Below are 15,283 nucleotides of genomic sequence, written 5' to 3'. Positions count from 1 at the left end.
GGTTCGGGCCCGCTGTCACCCGTGGGGGGGGGTGTCAGGCCGCCTGGAAGGCGAGCACCGCGTTCTGGCCGCCGAATCCCATGGAATGGCTGAGCGCGAAGTCGACCTTGGCCTCGGTGGCCAGGGCGGCCACGTCCAGGTTGACGGCGGGGTCGAGGGTGCTGAGGTTCGCCGTCGGGGGCACCACGCCGCGCTCGATCGCGAGGACCGTGTAGATGCTCTCGACCGCGCCCGCGGCACCCAGGAGGTGCCCGGTGACGCCCTTCGTCGAGGTGACGAGCGGGCCGCCGGGGAAGACGCGCTCGATCGCCGCGGCCTCGACCCTGTCGTTCAACGGGGTCGACGTGCCATGGGCGTTGATGTGCCGTACGTCCGCCGGACCCGCCCCGGCGTCCGCGAGCGCCGCGCGGACGGCGGCCTCGATGCCGCGGCCCTGCGGGTCGGGAGCGCTGAGGTGGTGGGCGTCCGCACTGGCGCCGTACCCGGCCACGCGCGCGTGCACCCGGGCCGACCTGGCCCTGGCGTCCGCGAGGCGTTCCAGGACGAGGATGCCCGCGCCCTCGCCGCCCACGAAGCCGTCCCGGTCCGCGTCGAAGGGCCTGGACGCGGCGGCCGGGTCGTCCTGGCGGCGCGAGAGCGCGCCCATCTGCGCGAAGCCCGCCATGATCAGCGGGGTCACCATCGCGTCGCTGCCGCCGGTGATCACGATGTCGCAGCGGTCGAGGAGGAGCAGGTCCCTGGCCACGCCGACGGCCGTCGTGCCCGAGGCGCAGGCCGTGGCCACGACGAGGTTCGGGCCGCGGGCCCCGCACTCCATGGCGACCTGCCCGGCCAGCATGTTGGGCAGCTGCATGGGCAGCAGGAGCGGCGAGACGCGCGACGCGCCCTCGTCGACGAGCACCTGGTACTGGCGCTCGACGGTGGACTGCCCGCCCTGGGCGGTGCCGAGCACGACACCGACGCGCGGGGCGTCCCACGTCGTCGCGTCGAGTCCGGCGTCCGCGAGGGCCTCGTGCACCGCGACGAGCGCGTACTGGATGAAGCGGTCGAGGCGGTGGGCGCGGCGGGCGCCGAGCAGCGCGGCGGCGTCGAACCCGGGCACCCGGCTGGAGATCCGCACCGGGTTGTCCGCGAGCGACTCGTCGATGGCGGCCGTCGGCCGACCGGCGCACACCGTCTCCCAGTTGGTCTCCACGCCGATGCCGGCGGGGGTGACGAGACCGAGGCCGGTGACGGCGATGTCGTGACGCTCCATCAGGCCCTCGTGCCCGCGTTCTCCATGAGGCCCACGACGTCGCCGAGGGTGGTGACGCCGGTGAGGGAGTCCTCCGGGATCTCGAAGCCGAGCGACTTCTCCAGGATCAGGCTGAGCTCGACCAGGGCGAGCGAGTCCAGCTCGGCGTCGGCGAGCGTCGTCTCGGGGGTGAGGCCTTCGACCGGGAGGTGCAGCTGGTCACCGAGGATGGCGAGCAGTTTGTCGAACATGCTGAACTCCAAGCGTTTTTCAGAGGACGGGGGACACATCGGGCCAGACGAGGGTGGTGGCACCCCAGGTGAGGCCCCCGCCGAAGGCGGTGAGCAGCACCCGGTGGCCGGGGCGCAGGGTGCCGTCGGCCGCGGCGTCGGCGAGCAGGATCGGCACCGAGGCGCCCGCGGTGTTGCCGACCCGCTCGATGTTGGAGGCGCGCCGCTCGGGCGGGATGCCCACGAAGTCGGCCACGGCGGATGTGATGCGGGCGTTGGCCTGGTGGGCGACGAGCAGGTCGACGTCCTCGGCCCGCCAGTCGGCGGCGGCCAGGGCGTCGGCGCAGACGACGGACATCCGCGTCACCGCGTGCCGGAAGACCTGGCTGCCCGCCATCCGGAAGTACCGCTCCTCGCGGGGCAGCGGGCCTTCGGTGCGGCGCGCCGTGCCGCTGGTGCCGACGGCGACGAGGTCGGCGTTCTCGCCGTCGCTGCCGAGCAGCGTCCGGCCCACGGCGCCGGGCTCGTCGGGCGTGCCCGCGCGCAGCACCACCGCGCCCGCGCCGTCGCCGAAGATGGGCGCCGTCGTACGGTCGTCGGGGTCGATCAGGGTGGTGAAGGCCTCCGCGGCGATCACCAGGACGTGCTCGGCGGTGCCCGCCGCGATCAGTCCGGCGCCGGTCGCGAGGCCGTACAGGAATCCGGTGCACACCGCCGACACGTCGAAGGCGGCGACGCCGGTCAGACCGAGCCGCGACGCCACCTCGGGGGCCGTCGCGGGGCAGGGCCTGTCGGGCGTGGTGGTGGCGAGCACGACGGCGTCCACCCGGTCGCGGCCCGCCGACTTCAGCGCGCGCCCGCCCGCCTCGACCGCGAGGTCGGCGGTGGTGGTCCCGGGGGAGATGACGTGCCGCACCGCGATGCCGGTACGGGACCGGATCCAGTCGTCCGTCGTGTCCAGGCGTCGCACGAGCTCGTGGTTGGACACCGTGTTCGGCGGCAGATGGGCGCCCACTCCGGCGATCACTGCCGTGTTCGTGCCCGCTCTTGTCATCCGGCACTCCTTGGACGGGGATCCGCTCTCTGCGGCCCGGGTCTGCGGTCCGCGGGGATTCCGGCGGCCCACCAGTCGAGCCCCCTCAGTCTCGGATCGAGGGATATGGGGTGCGTATCGCCCTGTTATCCGGCGCCCTGTGCCGGGGAATGGCTGCTCGATATTCGGTACATAAGGCAGTTCTCTACGGTCGGGCGGCAGCATCAGAAGCGCCTTTTCGGCAAGCGCACCCTCGGCCGCGCGCCGCCCGCCGGCCCCGGACGACGTGGAGAACGATGACCGACGTACGCAAGGCGTCCAGCCTGTCCCAGGTCCTGCGCGGGCTCGCCCGCTCGCGGCCCGACGAGGCGGCGGTGATCCACATCCGGGTCCCGGACACCGACGACGGATACGACACGCTGACCTATGCCCGGCTCGACCTGGCGGCCCGCCGTCTCGCCGACCGGCTGCGCACGGAACTCGGCCTGCGGGCGGGCGACCGGGTGCTCCTGCAGTACCCGTCGGGCACCCAGTTCCCCATCGCCTTCTTCGGCTGCCTGTACGCGGGTCTGATCACCGTCCCCGCCCCGCTGCCGGGACGCAACCGGCGCGAGCGCCAGCGGGTCAAGGGCATCGTGCGCCAGGGCGGCATCCGCGCGATCCTCACCGACGAGGAGAACCACCCCGCGGTCTCCGAGTGGGCGCGCACGGAGTCCCTCGACGACGTGCCGCTGCTGGTGACCGCGGGGGAGGACCCGGCTTCGTACGACGAGGCTTCGTACGACGGCGAGGCTTCGTACGACGACGCGGCGAGCCTGCCCGGCGAGGCCGCGAACCCCGAGACCCCCGCCCTGATCCAGTACACCTCGGGCTCGACCTCCGACCCCAAGGGCGTGGTGATCACCCACGGCAACCTGCTGCACAACGTCGCGGCGATGGGGGAGAGCTTCGCCATAGCCCCCGGCACCCGGCACGGCGGCTGGATCCCGCTCTACCACGACATGGGCCTCATCGGGCACCTGCTCACCGGCGTGCTGCTCGGCAGGGGCGTGGTCACGCTCAACCCGATCACGTTCGTGCGCCGCCCGCACCAATGGCTGCGCGCCATCGACCGGTTCGACATCGGGCACTCCAACGCCCCCAACTTCGCGTACGAGTTGTGCGTGCAGCGCGTCACGGACGAGCAGATCGAGGGGCTCGACCTGTCGCGCTGGCGCTACGCGATCAACGGCTCGGAGCCCGTGCACGCCGCGACGCTGCGGGAGTTCACCGAGCGGTTCGCCCCCTACGGCTTCCGGGCCGACGCGCTCGTGCCCTGCTACGGCATGGCGGAGGCGACCCTGTACGTCTCCGGATCCGTGCTGCGGGAGCCCGTCACGCTGGTGGCCGACGCCGAGTTCCTGGAGAAGAACGTGCTCGCCCCGGCCACGGGGGCCGCTGGCGCCGAGACCGCGACCCGTGAGCTGGTCAGCTGCGGCGACGTCCACGACCTGGCCTGCCGGATCGTGGATCCCGTCAGCGGCGAGGCCCTGGCGGAGGGGCACGTCGGCGAGATCTGGCTGAACGGCCCCAGCGTCGCCAAGGGGTACTGGGACAACGAGGCCGCCACCGTGGAGACGTTCGGCGCCACGCTGGAGGGCGACCGCTATCTGCGCACGGGCGACCTCGGCGCGCTCCTGGACGGCGAGCTGTTCATCACGGGCCGGATGAAGGAGACCCTGATGATCAACGGCCGCAACCTCTACCCGCAGGACGTCGAGCACGAACTGCGCAGCCACCACACGGAGCTGGCGACACTGCCCGGCGCCGCCTTCACGGTCGTCGAGGAGCGCGGCGGCCGTCACGAGGAGGTGCTCGTGGTGGCCCAGGAGGTCACGGGGCAGCTCCCCGAGGAGGAGTACGCGCGGCTCGCCGCCGAGATGAAGCAGACGGTCAGCCGCGAGTTCGGCCTTCCGGTACGCGGCGTGGCGCTGCTGCGCAGGGGCGGCGTCCGGCGTACGACGAGCGGGAAGATCCAGCGCGTGGCGATGCGGGAGCTCTATCTCGCCGACGCGCTCCAGCCGCTGTACGCGGACTGGCAGGACTAGCGGTACGCACCTGCTGAGCGGGTCGGGCCGGGGCTCCGTGGACGGGCCCCGGCCGGTGCGTCAGTGTCCGGCGTACGACGGCCGGGAGCGCCGTACGCCGTTGTGCCGGTCTAGCCGGCCGCGCGCGCGTGGAAGCGCAGGAGTTCCTTCCAGCGGTAGCGGAAGCCGCCCCACGCGTCACGCCCCACGACCTCCAGGAGGTGGGCGTCCACCAGGCGTTCGATCAGGTCCTCCGCCTCGGCCGACGTCGTGGAGAGCGTCTTGGCGCCGGTGGTGAGGTCGAACTCCGGGGTGTCGATCGAACCGAGCCGGTGGTAGGCGGCGGCCACCCGGGTGCTCAGGTTCTGGAAGCAGCGGTCGAACCTGCTGCGCAGCGAGTTCTCCCCGTGGCTGAGCTCGGCGAGCCGCTGCTCGGGGTCCCGCAGCCGGGCCACCAGGTCGTCGGCCGACCAGTGCTGCCTGCTCTGCAGCCGGATCCCGGCGGCGCGCAGCGCGAGCGGAATGTGGTCGCAGAGCGCGGCGAGCGTGCGCAGGGTCTCCGGGTCCGTGGCCGTGAGGCTGTCGCGGGTGATGGAGCGCAGCATCGACACGGACTCGTCGGACGACAGGGCGCCGAGCCGTACGCGCAGGGTGTCGGAGCTCTCGAGGAGGTCGTTGAGACCGTCCCTGCCGGTGACCAGGACCCCGCACTTGCCGCTGCCGGGCAGCAGAAGCCGCACTTGGGCGAAGGAGACAGCGTTGTCCAAGGTGATGAGGACGCGGCGGCCGTCGAGCTTGCTGCGGTAGAGCGCGGCACACTCCTCGACGCCGACGGGGATGCGGTCGGCGGGGGTGCCGAGGGCCCGCAGGAAGCGGTGCAGGACCTCGCGCGGGTGCAGCGGGAGCCCGTTCTCCTGGAGGTCGATGAAGAGCTGGCCGTCCGGGAAGTGGGAGGCGGCGCGGTGCGCCCAGCTCAGCGCCAGGCCGGTCTTGCCGATGCCGGGGCTGCCGGTGATGCAGCCGACGGGCAGCGGCGCGTGCTCGGTGCGGCCGAGCAAGGCCTGGTCGAGGGCGGCCAGTTCGGTGGCGCGGCCGACGAATCCGTGGATGCCGGGCGGGAGCTGGGCAGGGGTCGACCAGCTGTCCTCCTGCGAGGAAGGGGCGGTCGCGGGGGCGGGCGCGGCCAGGTCGAGGGACTCGTCCTGGAGGATCAGCTGGTGCAGTTCCTGCAGTTCGGTGCTCAGGCCGATGCCGAGCTCCTCGACGGAGATCTGGCTGCCCTCGCGGAAGGTCTCGAGCGCCTCGGCGCGGCGTCCCGACCGGTACTGGGCCAGCATCAAATAGGCACGCATCCGGTCGCGCAGGGGCCTGGCCTGCACGAGCGCGGTCAGTTCTCCAAGGAGTGCGTCGTGCTCACCCAACTCAAGCCGCAGCGCCATCTGTCGTTCGATGGCGTGCATGCGTTCCTCGTCCAGGCGCATCACCTCCACTTCGGCGAAGTTCGACGTGACGTCGCTCAGCGCGGGGCCGCGCCAGAGTCCGAGCGCGTCGCGCATCAGGTCGGCCGCCTCCGCGAGCCGCCCGCGGCGGGCCTGCTCCTCGCCCGCGCGCACCAGGCGCGCGAAGGTGACGGTGTCAAGCGTGTGGGAGTCGGAGCGGAACACATAGCCGGGGGTGACGGTGGCGATCACCGTCTGCTCGCAGCCCGCGGCGCGGAAGACCTTGCGCAACGCGGCCACGCAGATGGCCACTTGGGTGCGCCCGGTGCTGGGCGGGCTGCCGCTCCAGACCTGCTCGATCAGGGAGTCGACGGAGACCACCTGGTCGGGCGAGAGCAGCAGCGCCGCGAGTACGGCACGCTGGCGCGGCCCACCCACCGCGATGCTCTCCGACCGTGCGCGGACCTCAAGAGGGCCGAGTATTCGAAACTCGAGGCCCTGCTTGGCCGGCTGTCTTCGTTGAGTTGGTACGTAATCGACTGTCGTGCGCTCAGAGCTGTCCGACGTAGGTCGGGGTGGGCAGGGCGAGAAAATCGACTCCATGAAGTTACCCCCAGGTATTACCTTGCGGCATTAATGGCGGCTCGAAGGGAGACTGTGCATGGCCGCGCGGGGGCGTAAGGAGCCCGCGCCGGATTACGAACGAGTAGGGCACTGCGGCAAGGCGCAGTTACCCCTTTGCGTCAGGACAGATTTGACAGGACATAAGGTCCGACTCTCCGTCGATCGCAGAACCTTCCTCTGGTGCTCGGTCGTCATCACGGCACGGAAGAGTTCCGCCTAGGGAGGGTCTCGATCCCTCCGCCCCCGTAGTTCGAAATCATACGGACTATGGTCGCCCGTTGCAGTCGCCCATCGTCAATAATCGGCCTTACTTTAGTCGGGTGTCCAGGTGGCCCCTTCGCGCCACTTGGCTGAAAGTGGTCTCAACTACGCCCGGTTTGCCTGTGTTTGGACGGTGCATATGCATCCGTAATGATCAAAGTCCCCGCCTCGGACAGGTACGGATGTGGTGCGTCACTTCGATCGCATCGTTCGGCATTCCGCAATAACCCTTAGGAAGGTCTGCCCCCTGACCTTCGTCGTGTGCCGGAAAGCGAAGGGGGTGCGGGGCCGACTGGCAGTGCCAAGAGCCCTGTTGACCTTGTAACGTGGCGCGGGTGGTGGAAACGGCAAGTGACCCGGGGACCGGCTGGGCGAAGACCCGGCGGCGGGTGAGCGAATATCTGCATTCGCGAACAGCCGCCGCGGACGCGCTCCTTTTCGTCCTCCTGATGGTGGCGCCCGCGGTCGCGATGGCCTTCTCGCATCAGGGCGCCGTCGAGTCGGTGGTGTCCGTGGGCCTCATCGCGGCGGGCGTCGCGACGAGCAGACGCGCCCCCTTTGTTTCCCTCATGGCCGTCACCGCTTTCGCTCCGCTTTATGTGGCGATCGATACGATCCCGCTCGGCATGTCACCCGCGGTGGCGATGGTCGTGCTCGGCTGGCTCGCCGGGCACCGCATGCCCGAGGCGCGCCCCGCGACCATCGGGTTCGCCGTCGTCGCGCTCCTGGGCCTCGCCCTCGCCGCGGCCTTCGGCAACGTCTGGTCCTGGCCGTTCGTGACGCTGATCGAACTGCTCGCCATCCTGCCGTGGTGGGCCGGTCACTACGGCCGCATGCGGGCCGAGGTCTTCCGCGCGGGCTGGGAGCGCGCCGACCACCTGGAGCGCGAACAGCGGATCATCGCCGAGCAGGTCAGACTGCGCGAACGCGCCCGCATCGCCCACGACATGCACGACTCGCTCGGTCACGAGCTGAGCCTGCTCGCCCTCCAGGCGGGCGCCCTGGAGATGGCGGGCGACCTCTCCGAGCGCCACCGCGCGGGCGTCGCCCAGCTGCGCGCCACCGCGATCACCGCCACCGAACTGCTGCACGACGTCATCGGGCTCCTTCGCGACGACACCGACGACGAACCGGCCCGCCTGGAGCCCGCGTCCGAGTCCGTCACGGAGCTGGTGGCACGGGCCAAGGACTCCGGGGTACCGGTCACGCTGCGCAGCGACGGCACGCTCGACGGCCTGCCGCAGATGACCGAACGGGCCGCCTACCGCGTCGTGCAGGAGATGCTGACCAACGCCATGAAGCACGCGCCCGGCAGGCCGGTCCTCGTGCATCTGGAGGGCAACCCCGACGAACTCGACGTGACCGTCTCCAACGAACTGCCCGAGGACGGCGCGCACAGCGGGCTGCCCAGCGGCGGGCGCGGGCTGCTCGGTCTGCAGGAGCGGGTCCGGCTCGCGGGCGGCAAGCTGCGGATCGACTCCTCCGGCGGCGTCTTCTCGGCGACCGCGCGGCTGCCCCGGCACGCCCCGCTCCTTGACGACGCGGCCGCCGATGACGTGAGATCGCCTTCCGGAGAGCCGGATTCGGAATCCGCGAACCAACTGCTCAAGGCCAGGAACGGGCTGCGCAGGCGGTTGAAGCGGATGGCGATGGTGCCCGTCGTCCTCGCCGTCGGCACCGGCCTCGCCCTGATCGGCGTACGCACCTATACGGTCATGACCACCGCGATCTCGGCCGAGACGTTCGAACGGATCGAGATCGGCGAGAGCGAGGCGGACCTCGCGGGCCAGCTGCCCGAGTCCTCGCTCGACAAGCCGTCCGACGGCCGGGCGGAACAGCTGCCCGCGCCGCCGGGATCGACCTGCCGCTACTACGGAACGAGCCGCAACGTGCTCGACGCCACCCGCGACCTGTTCCGGCTCTGCTTCGATGACGGGGCACTGGTGGCCAAGGACAGGCTGCGGGCGTTGCCACAGCGGTGAGAGAACCGGACCACAGGCGTACCAAGGAAAGCGGAGACCATGATTCGCGTAATGCTCGCCGACGACGAGGCGATGATCCGGGCCGGGGTCAGTTCGATCCTGTCCGCCGACCAGGACATCGAGGTGATCGCGGAGGCCAGGAACGGCAAGGAGGCCGTCGAGCAGTGCCGACTGCACCGGCCGGACGTCGCGCTCCTGGACATCCGCATGCCGGAACTCGACGGGCTCGCCGCCGCCACGCAGATCAAGTCCGCGGTGCCCGGCACCGCCGTGCTAATGCTGACCACCTTCGGCGAGGACGAGTACATCACCCGGGCGCTCAGCGAGGGCGCCAACGGCTTCCTGCTCAAGGCGTCCGACCCGCGCGAACTCATCGCCGCCGTGCACGCGGTGGCCGAGGGCGCGGCCTATCTGTCGCCGCGGGTCGCCCGCCGCGTCATCACCAAGCTCCAGGAGACCGGACTCAGCCCCGCGGGGCCCGCGCGCAGCCGTGTCGCGCTGCTGACCGAGCGGGAGCGCGAGGTGCTGACGCTGCTCGGCTCCGGCATGTCCAACGCGGAGATCGGGCGGCAGATGAATCTCGTCGAGGGCACGGTGAAGAGTTACGTCAGCGCGATCCTGAACCGGCTCGACGTGCGGAATCGGGTGCAGGCGGCGATTCTCGCGTATGAGGCGGGGCTCGTGAACAGGTCGGGTAGCAGCCGCTAGCGGCGTTTCGCTTTTAACTGCCCCCCCCGATGCCGGGGGGGTGCCTCTATGACTTCGGTCAAGGGGCAACGGGGGTTGGTGGTTGGTAGAAGGTCCCGTCGCGGAGCATCGCGAAGAGCACGTCGGCTCGGCGTCGGGCGAGGCAGAGGAGGGCCTGGGTGTGATGCTTGCCTTCCTTGATCTTCTTGTCGTAGTAGGTGCGGGAGGCGGGATCGGACAGGGCGGCGAACGCGGAGAGGAAGAAAGCCCGCTTGAGCTGCTTGTTCCCTCTCCTGGACTGCTGTTCGCCGCGGATCGAGGAGCCCGAGCTGCGGGTCGTCGGCGCGAGTCCCGCATAGGCGGCGAGGTGGGCGGCTGAGGGGAACCTGGTGCCGTCGCCGACGTCGATGAGGAGGCGGGCCGCGGTCCTGACGCCGACGCCGGGCATCGACGTCAGGACCTGGGAAAGAGGGTGTGTCTCCAGCAGCTCGTCGAGTCGTTTCTCCAGCAGACGGCGCTGGTCGAGCACGGCGGTCAGGGACCGGGCGAGGCTGGGAACGATCAGTGCGGCCGCCTCGGTGCCCGGGACGACGACGGTCTGTTCGTCGAGCGCGGTGAAGACGTCCTCGGTCAGACGGGCCGCCATCCGCGGAGCCTTGGGCCGCAGCAGGTGGGTGACCTTGCGGCGTCCGGTCTGGCGGATCTGGGCGGGCGAGCCCAACCTCTCCAGCAGGACCAGGACGGCCGGGTGCTGCATGCGCGGGCCGAGCACCCGCTCCAGGTGCGGGTGGACCTGCGTGAACAGGCCGCGGAGCCGGTTGGAGAGCCGGTTGGCCTCAGCGACCAGGTCGTCGTCGAACCCGACGAGCATCTCCAGCTCGGCGACGGTCTCGTCGTCCAGCTCGATGGAGCGAAGCGTGTGCGGCATCGCCCTGGCGGCGTCGGCGATGATGAACGCGTCGCGGGCATCGGTCTTGGCTTCGCCCGGATAGAGGTCGGCGATCCGCCGCATCGTCAGTCCGGGCAGATAGGCGACCTGGCAGCCGACGGCTCGGGCAACGGCCAGCGGCAGGGCTCCGATGGAGGCCGGCTGGTCGACGACCACAAGCACGATGCCGTGCTTGGCCTGGAGTTTCGTGAAGACCTCGCGGAGCTTGGGTTCGCTGTTGGGCAGGCGTTTGTCGAGGGCCTTCTTCCCGGCCGATGTGACAGCGGTGGCGTGGTGTTCGCCCTTGCCGACGTCCAGGCCGAGGAAGACGTCGATGTCGCTGATGTCGATCACGTCGTGGTTCCTTCGGTGCTGTTCACCCGGCCTCGCCACGGCACTGATCGCCACATCCACATTACGAAGAGCCTCCCGACCTGGGGAAAGGCCGGTGGTCATGCCTCTAATCAGCGGTCTGTCAGTGCCTTCGGAGCCGGTGACACCACCCCCCGGGCCATGCACTCGACAAGGGGAGGTAGTCATGCCAACTCCGAAGGCCGGTAGTCCCGTTGCGGGACTACGAGAACGGTAATGGGGGGGGCAGCCTCAGGCTGAGAGATGGCGGATCATTGCCGCCAAGCGCGTGATGCCCTCGTCCACCTGTTCGGCCGTCAGGTAACTGCAGGAGAGTCTGATCTGGCGGTCGCCGTCGTGGCCCAGGTGGAAGTAGCGCATCGGCGTCCACAGGACCCCGAACTCGCGGGCCGAGACGTCGAGTGCCGCGTCGTCCGCCTCGAAGGGGACGTCGAGGCTGAGGAAGAAGCCGCCGTCCGGACGGTTCCAGGAGACCTGGGAGCGGGTCCGGTCCGCGCTCGGGAACTCGCGCTCCAGGCCGTCCCTGATGCGGCCCATCATGTCCTGGTAGTGCTTGGCCGCCACGGTGTTCGCCTCGCGCAGGCCGCCGTCGCCGGACAGGAGCATGGCGCCGATCACCGCCTGCGAGACGCTCGGGGTGTTGACCGTGATCATGCTCTTGATCTTGGCGAGTTCGGCGGCGAGCAGTCCGGCGCCGGTGACCCGCTGGTCCGCCACCACGTAGCCGACGCGGGCGCCGGGGAAGGCGCTCTTGGCGAACGAGCCGAGGTAGACGACCTGTTGGCGCTCGTCCAGGGACTTCAGGGTGGGCAGGCGCCGACTGCTGAAGAGCCCGTACGGATTGTCCTCCAGGAGCAGCAGGTCCAGGCGGCGGGCCGTCTCCAGGAGCGCCTCGCGGTCGGCGCGCTCCATGCTGACGCCGGTCGGGTTGGAGCAGTCGGGCACCACGTACAGGGCCCGCACCCGCTTGCCCCGGGCGGTCAGTTCCGCGACGGTGCGCTCCAGTTCGCCGAGGTCCACGCCGGTGCCGGTGCCGGGCACCGCCACCACGGGGATCTCCAGGAGCCGGGCGGCGCCCGTGACGCCCACGTAGCAGGGGTTGTCGACGAGGACGACGTCGTCGGGGTCGCGGCACAGCGCCCGGAGGACCAGGAGGACGGCCTCCTGGCAGCCCACGGTCACCACGACCGACTCCGGGGGCACGTCGATGTCCTCGTCCACCCGCAGCATCCGGGCGACGAGTTCACGGATCTGGCCCGCGGTGGGGCCGTACTGGAACAGCGCGGTACGGACCTCGTCCTCGCTCTTCCCGGAGTCCCGCAGGTGGTCGATGTACGCCTGGACCAGGCGCGGGATCTCGTCCGCGGCGAAGAACCCCTCGTAGGGGCGGCCGGGCGCGAAGGACACCGCGTCGGGGTAGCGGTAGGTGATCTCGTTCAGGAACGTCATGGTGGTCAGGACCGGGCTGGTCACGCTGGCGTGCAGCGCGCCCGCGTCGAGCTCCACGGCGGGAGCGTCGGGCGCCGGGTCCCCGGCGGCGGAACGGGCCATCAGCGCTGCTCCTTCGGGAGGTACGGAAGGTCGTCCAGATGCCGGAGGTGCATCGCGCGCGGCGCGAGGACCGAGGCGTCGACGGCGTCGACCGTGGCGCGTCCGGTGAGCGCCATGGTGTCGGCGAGCTCCCGCATCAGGAGTGAGAGTACGGCGTGCGCGCCCGCCGCGCCGTCCACCGCGAGGCCGTGCAGCACGGGGCGTCCGACGAGGACGGCGGTGGCGCCGAGGGCGAGCGCGACGACGATGTCCGAGCCGCGCCTGATGCCGCCGTCCACGAGGACGGGACAGCGGCCCCCGACGGCGGCCACCACCTCGGGCAGCACCTCCAACGTGGCCGGTGCGCCGTCGAGTTGGCGGCCGCCGTGGTTGGACACGATGATCCCGGCGACGCCCGCGTCAAGCGCGGCCCGCGCGTCCTCGCCGCTCAGCACGCCCTTGGCGAGGACGGGCAGGCCGCTCCACTCGCGCAGGCGGGCGACCACCGACCAGTCGAGCGCCGGGTGGAAGGCGGTGCGGCTGTGCGCCGCGGGCGATGCCGCGTCGGCCGCTCGCGCGCCGTCGGCAAGCCCTTCGACCAGGTTGGCGGGCACGATGTGGGGCGGCACCTGGAAGCCGTTGCGCAGATCGCGCAGGCGCCGCCCCATGAAGGGGGTGTCGACCGTGACGACGAGGGCCTCGTAGCCCGCGGCGGCGGCGCGCCCGGCCAGCGACCGCGTCACCTCCTCGTCGCGGAAGCAATACATTTGTAGCCACAGCGGGGCGCTCGCGTCGCGCGCGACCCGTTCCAGGCTCTGGCTCGCGAAGGTGGAGACCACCAACGGCAGGCCGAGCGCGCCCGCCGCCCCGGCCGTGCCGGTCTCGCCGTCGCGGTGCGCCAGTTCGTGGTACGCGACGGGGGCCACGCCGAGCGGCGCGGCCCACCGGCTGCCGAGCACCTCGACGTGGGTGTCGGGCTCGGTGAAGCCGGGGAGGGCCTTGGGGCGCAGGCACACCGTGTCGTACGCCGCCTCGTTGGCCGCGAGGGTCCGCTCCCGGCCCGCGCCGCCCGCGATGAAGTCCCAGACGTCCTTGGGGAGTTCACGCCGGGCGAGGGCGGCGTACTCGTCGAGGCTCAGCGGCGTCACTTGTTCGCCGTCTCCCGGGCGCGCTCGACGGCCTCGTACAGCGCCTTGATGTTGGAACTGCCGAAGCCCTGGGCGCCGTTGCGCTGGATGAGCTCGTAGAAGACCGTGCCGCGCTCGTAGGGCGAGCGGGTGAAGATCTGCAGCAGGTGGCCCCACTCGTCGCGGTCCACCAGGACGTTGGTCTCGCGCAGGTCGGCGATGTGCTCATCGAGGTCCCCGACGCGCTCGCGGATCACGTCGTAGTACGTGGCGGGGGTGTTGAGGAACTCCACGCCGCGGCCGCCGAGTTCGCGCACCGAGCCGATGATGTCCTCGACGAGGAAGGCCAGGTGCTGCACGCCCGCTCCGCCGTGCGCGGCGAGGAACTGGTCGATCTGGCCCGGGTTGCGGGTCGGGTCGGGCTCGATGAGCGTGAAGGTGATGCCGCCGGACTCGTTGCGCACCACCTTGGAGTCCATGGCCTGGTCGCCGACGAGGATGTACTCCTCGGAGAAGTAGTGCAGGTCGAACGCCTGGTTGTAGAAGTCGACGGTCCGCTTGAGGGTGTCGACGGGCAGGCAGGCCGCGATGTGGTCGACGCCGCCGAGGACGGTGGCGGTGGCCGGGGTGTCGGCGGCGGCGGTCTCGTCGATGTTCCAGCGGCGGTCCGGCGGCAGCGACCCCGCGGGCGACTGCGACGGCTGTACGAGGGTGTGGCGCAGGTCGCCGAAGCCCGAGACGACCGCGAAGCGGTCCTCGCGCGCCGGGTCGACGGCGTCGGCCGGCTCGCGCAGCGCGGTGGCGCCCGCGCCGGTGGCCCGCGCGAAGTCCACGGGGAGGTCCTCGCAGACGAAGGCGAGGTCGGCGAAGGAGTCGCCGTGCGCGTCGAGGTAACGGGAGACCTCGCCGTCCTCGCCGACCGGTGCGGTGACGACGAGGGTGACCGCGCCGTTGCGCAGCGCCCACGAGCGGCGGTCGGCCGTGCCGGTCTCGGGCCCCGCCGTGGCGATCAGACGGAAGCCGAAGCGATCGGTGAAATAGCTCGTGGCCGCGTCCTCGCGCGCGGTGTACAGCTCCGAGTACGCAATGGTGGTTGGTGACATACCAGCTCCAAGAGGATGGCTTACCAAGTGCGAATTCCTGGCATGGAGGGCGGTAATCCATGCACCTTTTCAAGGATCCCGCTAATGCCCCTGGAGGCTACTTTACGAGCTTGGTTTATACCCTCGTTATTGAAGCCATATTACGGCTCTGACCTGCGAGTATGTCTCGGACTTGAATAATCTTGACGGTCTCTTCGAGCGGCTGCTACCGTCTCGCTCGAATCCAATTATTGTGCATCCTGAAGACTGTCGGGGAACTATATCGACAGGTTCTATCGCAGGATGTATCGGGTTGTCGACACAGGGGGGTCGCCATGCGTCCGATTTCTGCTGAGCATTCTGTTGAATCCATTACGGCCTGGCTGACCGAGCGGTTCGCCGGGTACGCGCGGCGCGCGGTCGAGGACATCGATCCACAGCGTCCGTTCGCCGACTACGGCCTCGACTCGGTGGGCGCCATGTCGCTCGCCGTCGACATCGAGGACCACTTCGGCGTCGAGATCGACGCCGAGGAGATGTGGAACCACCCCACGCCCGCCGCCCTGGGCGAGCTGCTCACCGGCAAGCTCGCGGGCGCCTGAGCGTCCCGGAGAGTCACCCCCGGCGCCCCGTGCGCCCAGAGATCCAGCCCCGGCGGCACAGCACAGCTTGATCAGGATTGTGAGGA

At 70.7% G+C, this 15,283-nt stretch carries 12 protein-coding genes; 4 read left to right on the top strand and 8 right to left on the bottom strand.

Annotated elements, in window-relative coordinates; translation table 11 throughout:
- Positions 1-34 precede the first annotated feature (34 nt).
- Genes CP970_RS09700 through CP970_RS09690 form a run of 3 tightly spaced genes read right to left on the bottom strand, consistent with a single transcriptional unit; the run spans position 35 to position 2,518 of the window.
- Positions 35-1,255, bottom strand: a complete 1,221-nt coding sequence (locus tag CP970_RS09700; RefSeq protein WP_055544768.1) for a beta-ketoacyl-[acyl-carrier-protein] synthase family protein — start codon at positions 1,253-1,255, stop codon at positions 35-37.
- Positions 1,255-1,485 carry an acyl carrier protein gene (locus CP970_RS09695; RefSeq protein ID WP_055544771.1) on the bottom strand — a complete coding sequence of 77 codons (231 nt, stop codon included), beginning with the start codon at positions 1,483-1,485 and terminating at the stop codon, positions 1,255-1,257. Before CP970_RS09695 ends, CP970_RS09700 begins: the two co-directional genes overlap by 1 nt.
- A gap of 19 nt (positions 1,486-1,504) precedes the next feature.
- Positions 1,505-2,518: a beta-ketoacyl-ACP synthase III gene (locus CP970_RS09690; protein WP_055544769.1), complete on the bottom strand. Its 1,014-nt coding sequence runs from the start codon at positions 2,516-2,518 to the stop codon at positions 1,505-1,507.
- 275 nt (positions 2,519-2,793) lie between these two features.
- Here CP970_RS09690 and CP970_RS09685 point away from each other — a divergent pair, with 275 nt between their 5' ends.
- Positions 2,794-4,584 carry a fatty acyl-AMP ligase gene (locus CP970_RS09685; RefSeq protein WP_055544770.1) on the top strand — a complete coding sequence of 597 codons (1,791 nt, stop codon included), beginning with the start codon at positions 2,794-2,796 and terminating at the stop codon, positions 4,582-4,584.
- A 110-nt stretch (positions 4,585-4,694) separates the two neighbouring features.
- On the opposite strand, the gene CP970_RS09680 is transcribed toward CP970_RS09685, so the two are convergent.
- Positions 4,695-6,440, bottom strand: a complete 1,746-nt coding sequence (locus CP970_RS09680) for an AfsR/SARP family transcriptional regulator (protein ID WP_224058339.1) — start codon at positions 6,438-6,440, stop codon at positions 4,695-4,697.
- Between the two features lie 782 nt (positions 6,441-7,222).
- On the opposite strand from CP970_RS09680, the gene CP970_RS09675 reads away from it, so the two are divergent.
- Positions 7,223-8,869 carry a sensor histidine kinase gene (locus tag CP970_RS09675; RefSeq protein ID WP_150493186.1) on the top strand — a complete coding sequence of 549 codons (1,647 nt, stop codon included), beginning with the start codon at positions 7,223-7,225 and terminating at the stop codon, positions 8,867-8,869.
- A gap of 39 nt (positions 8,870-8,908) precedes the next feature.
- Positions 8,909-9,577, top strand: a complete 669-nt coding sequence (locus CP970_RS09670) for a response regulator (RefSeq protein ID WP_055556444.1) — start codon at positions 8,909-8,911, stop codon at positions 9,575-9,577.
- A gap of 58 nt (positions 9,578-9,635) precedes the next feature.
- Here the strand turns inward: CP970_RS09670 and CP970_RS09665 are convergent, their stop codons facing one another.
- From CP970_RS09665 to hppD, 4 genes are all read right to left on the bottom strand, one after another.
- Positions 9,636-10,838, bottom strand: a complete 1,203-nt coding sequence (locus tag CP970_RS09665; RefSeq protein WP_107099142.1) for an IS110 family RNA-guided transposase — start codon at positions 10,836-10,838, stop codon at positions 9,636-9,638.
- A gap of 249 nt (positions 10,839-11,087) precedes the next feature.
- The gene (locus tag CP970_RS09660) at positions 11,088-12,407 is read right to left on the bottom strand and encodes an aminotransferase-like domain-containing protein (RefSeq protein WP_079043083.1); all 1,320 of its coding nucleotides are present in this window, start codon (positions 12,405-12,407) and stop codon (positions 11,088-11,090) included.
- Positions 12,407-13,534: an alpha-hydroxy acid oxidase gene (locus CP970_RS09655; RefSeq protein ID WP_063805975.1), complete on the bottom strand. Its 1,128-nt coding sequence runs from the start codon at positions 13,532-13,534 to the stop codon at positions 12,407-12,409. The genes CP970_RS09660 and CP970_RS09655 overlap by 1 nt, the downstream gene beginning before the upstream one ends.
- Positions 13,531-14,616 (bottom strand): 4-hydroxyphenylpyruvate dioxygenase, encoded by a 1,086-nt coding sequence (gene hppD, locus CP970_RS09650; RefSeq protein ID WP_055543442.1) that lies wholly within the window; start codon positions 14,614-14,616, stop codon positions 13,531-13,533. The genes CP970_RS09655 and hppD overlap by 4 nt, the downstream gene beginning before the upstream one ends.
- Before the next feature lie 314 nt (positions 14,617-14,930).
- On the opposite strand from hppD, the gene CP970_RS09645 reads away from it, so the two are divergent.
- Positions 14,931-15,197 (top strand): acyl carrier protein, encoded by a 267-nt coding sequence (locus CP970_RS09645; RefSeq protein ID WP_055543443.1) that lies wholly within the window; start codon positions 14,931-14,933, stop codon positions 15,195-15,197.
- Positions 15,198-15,283: the final 86 nt, after the last annotated feature.

This window comes from Streptomyces kanamyceticus, assembly GCF_008704495.1.
GTDB classification, from domain to species: domain Bacteria; phylum Actinomycetota; class Actinomycetes; order Streptomycetales; family Streptomycetaceae; genus Streptomyces; species Streptomyces kanamyceticus.
This window is presented reverse-complemented; position numbering and strand designations above follow the sequence as displayed.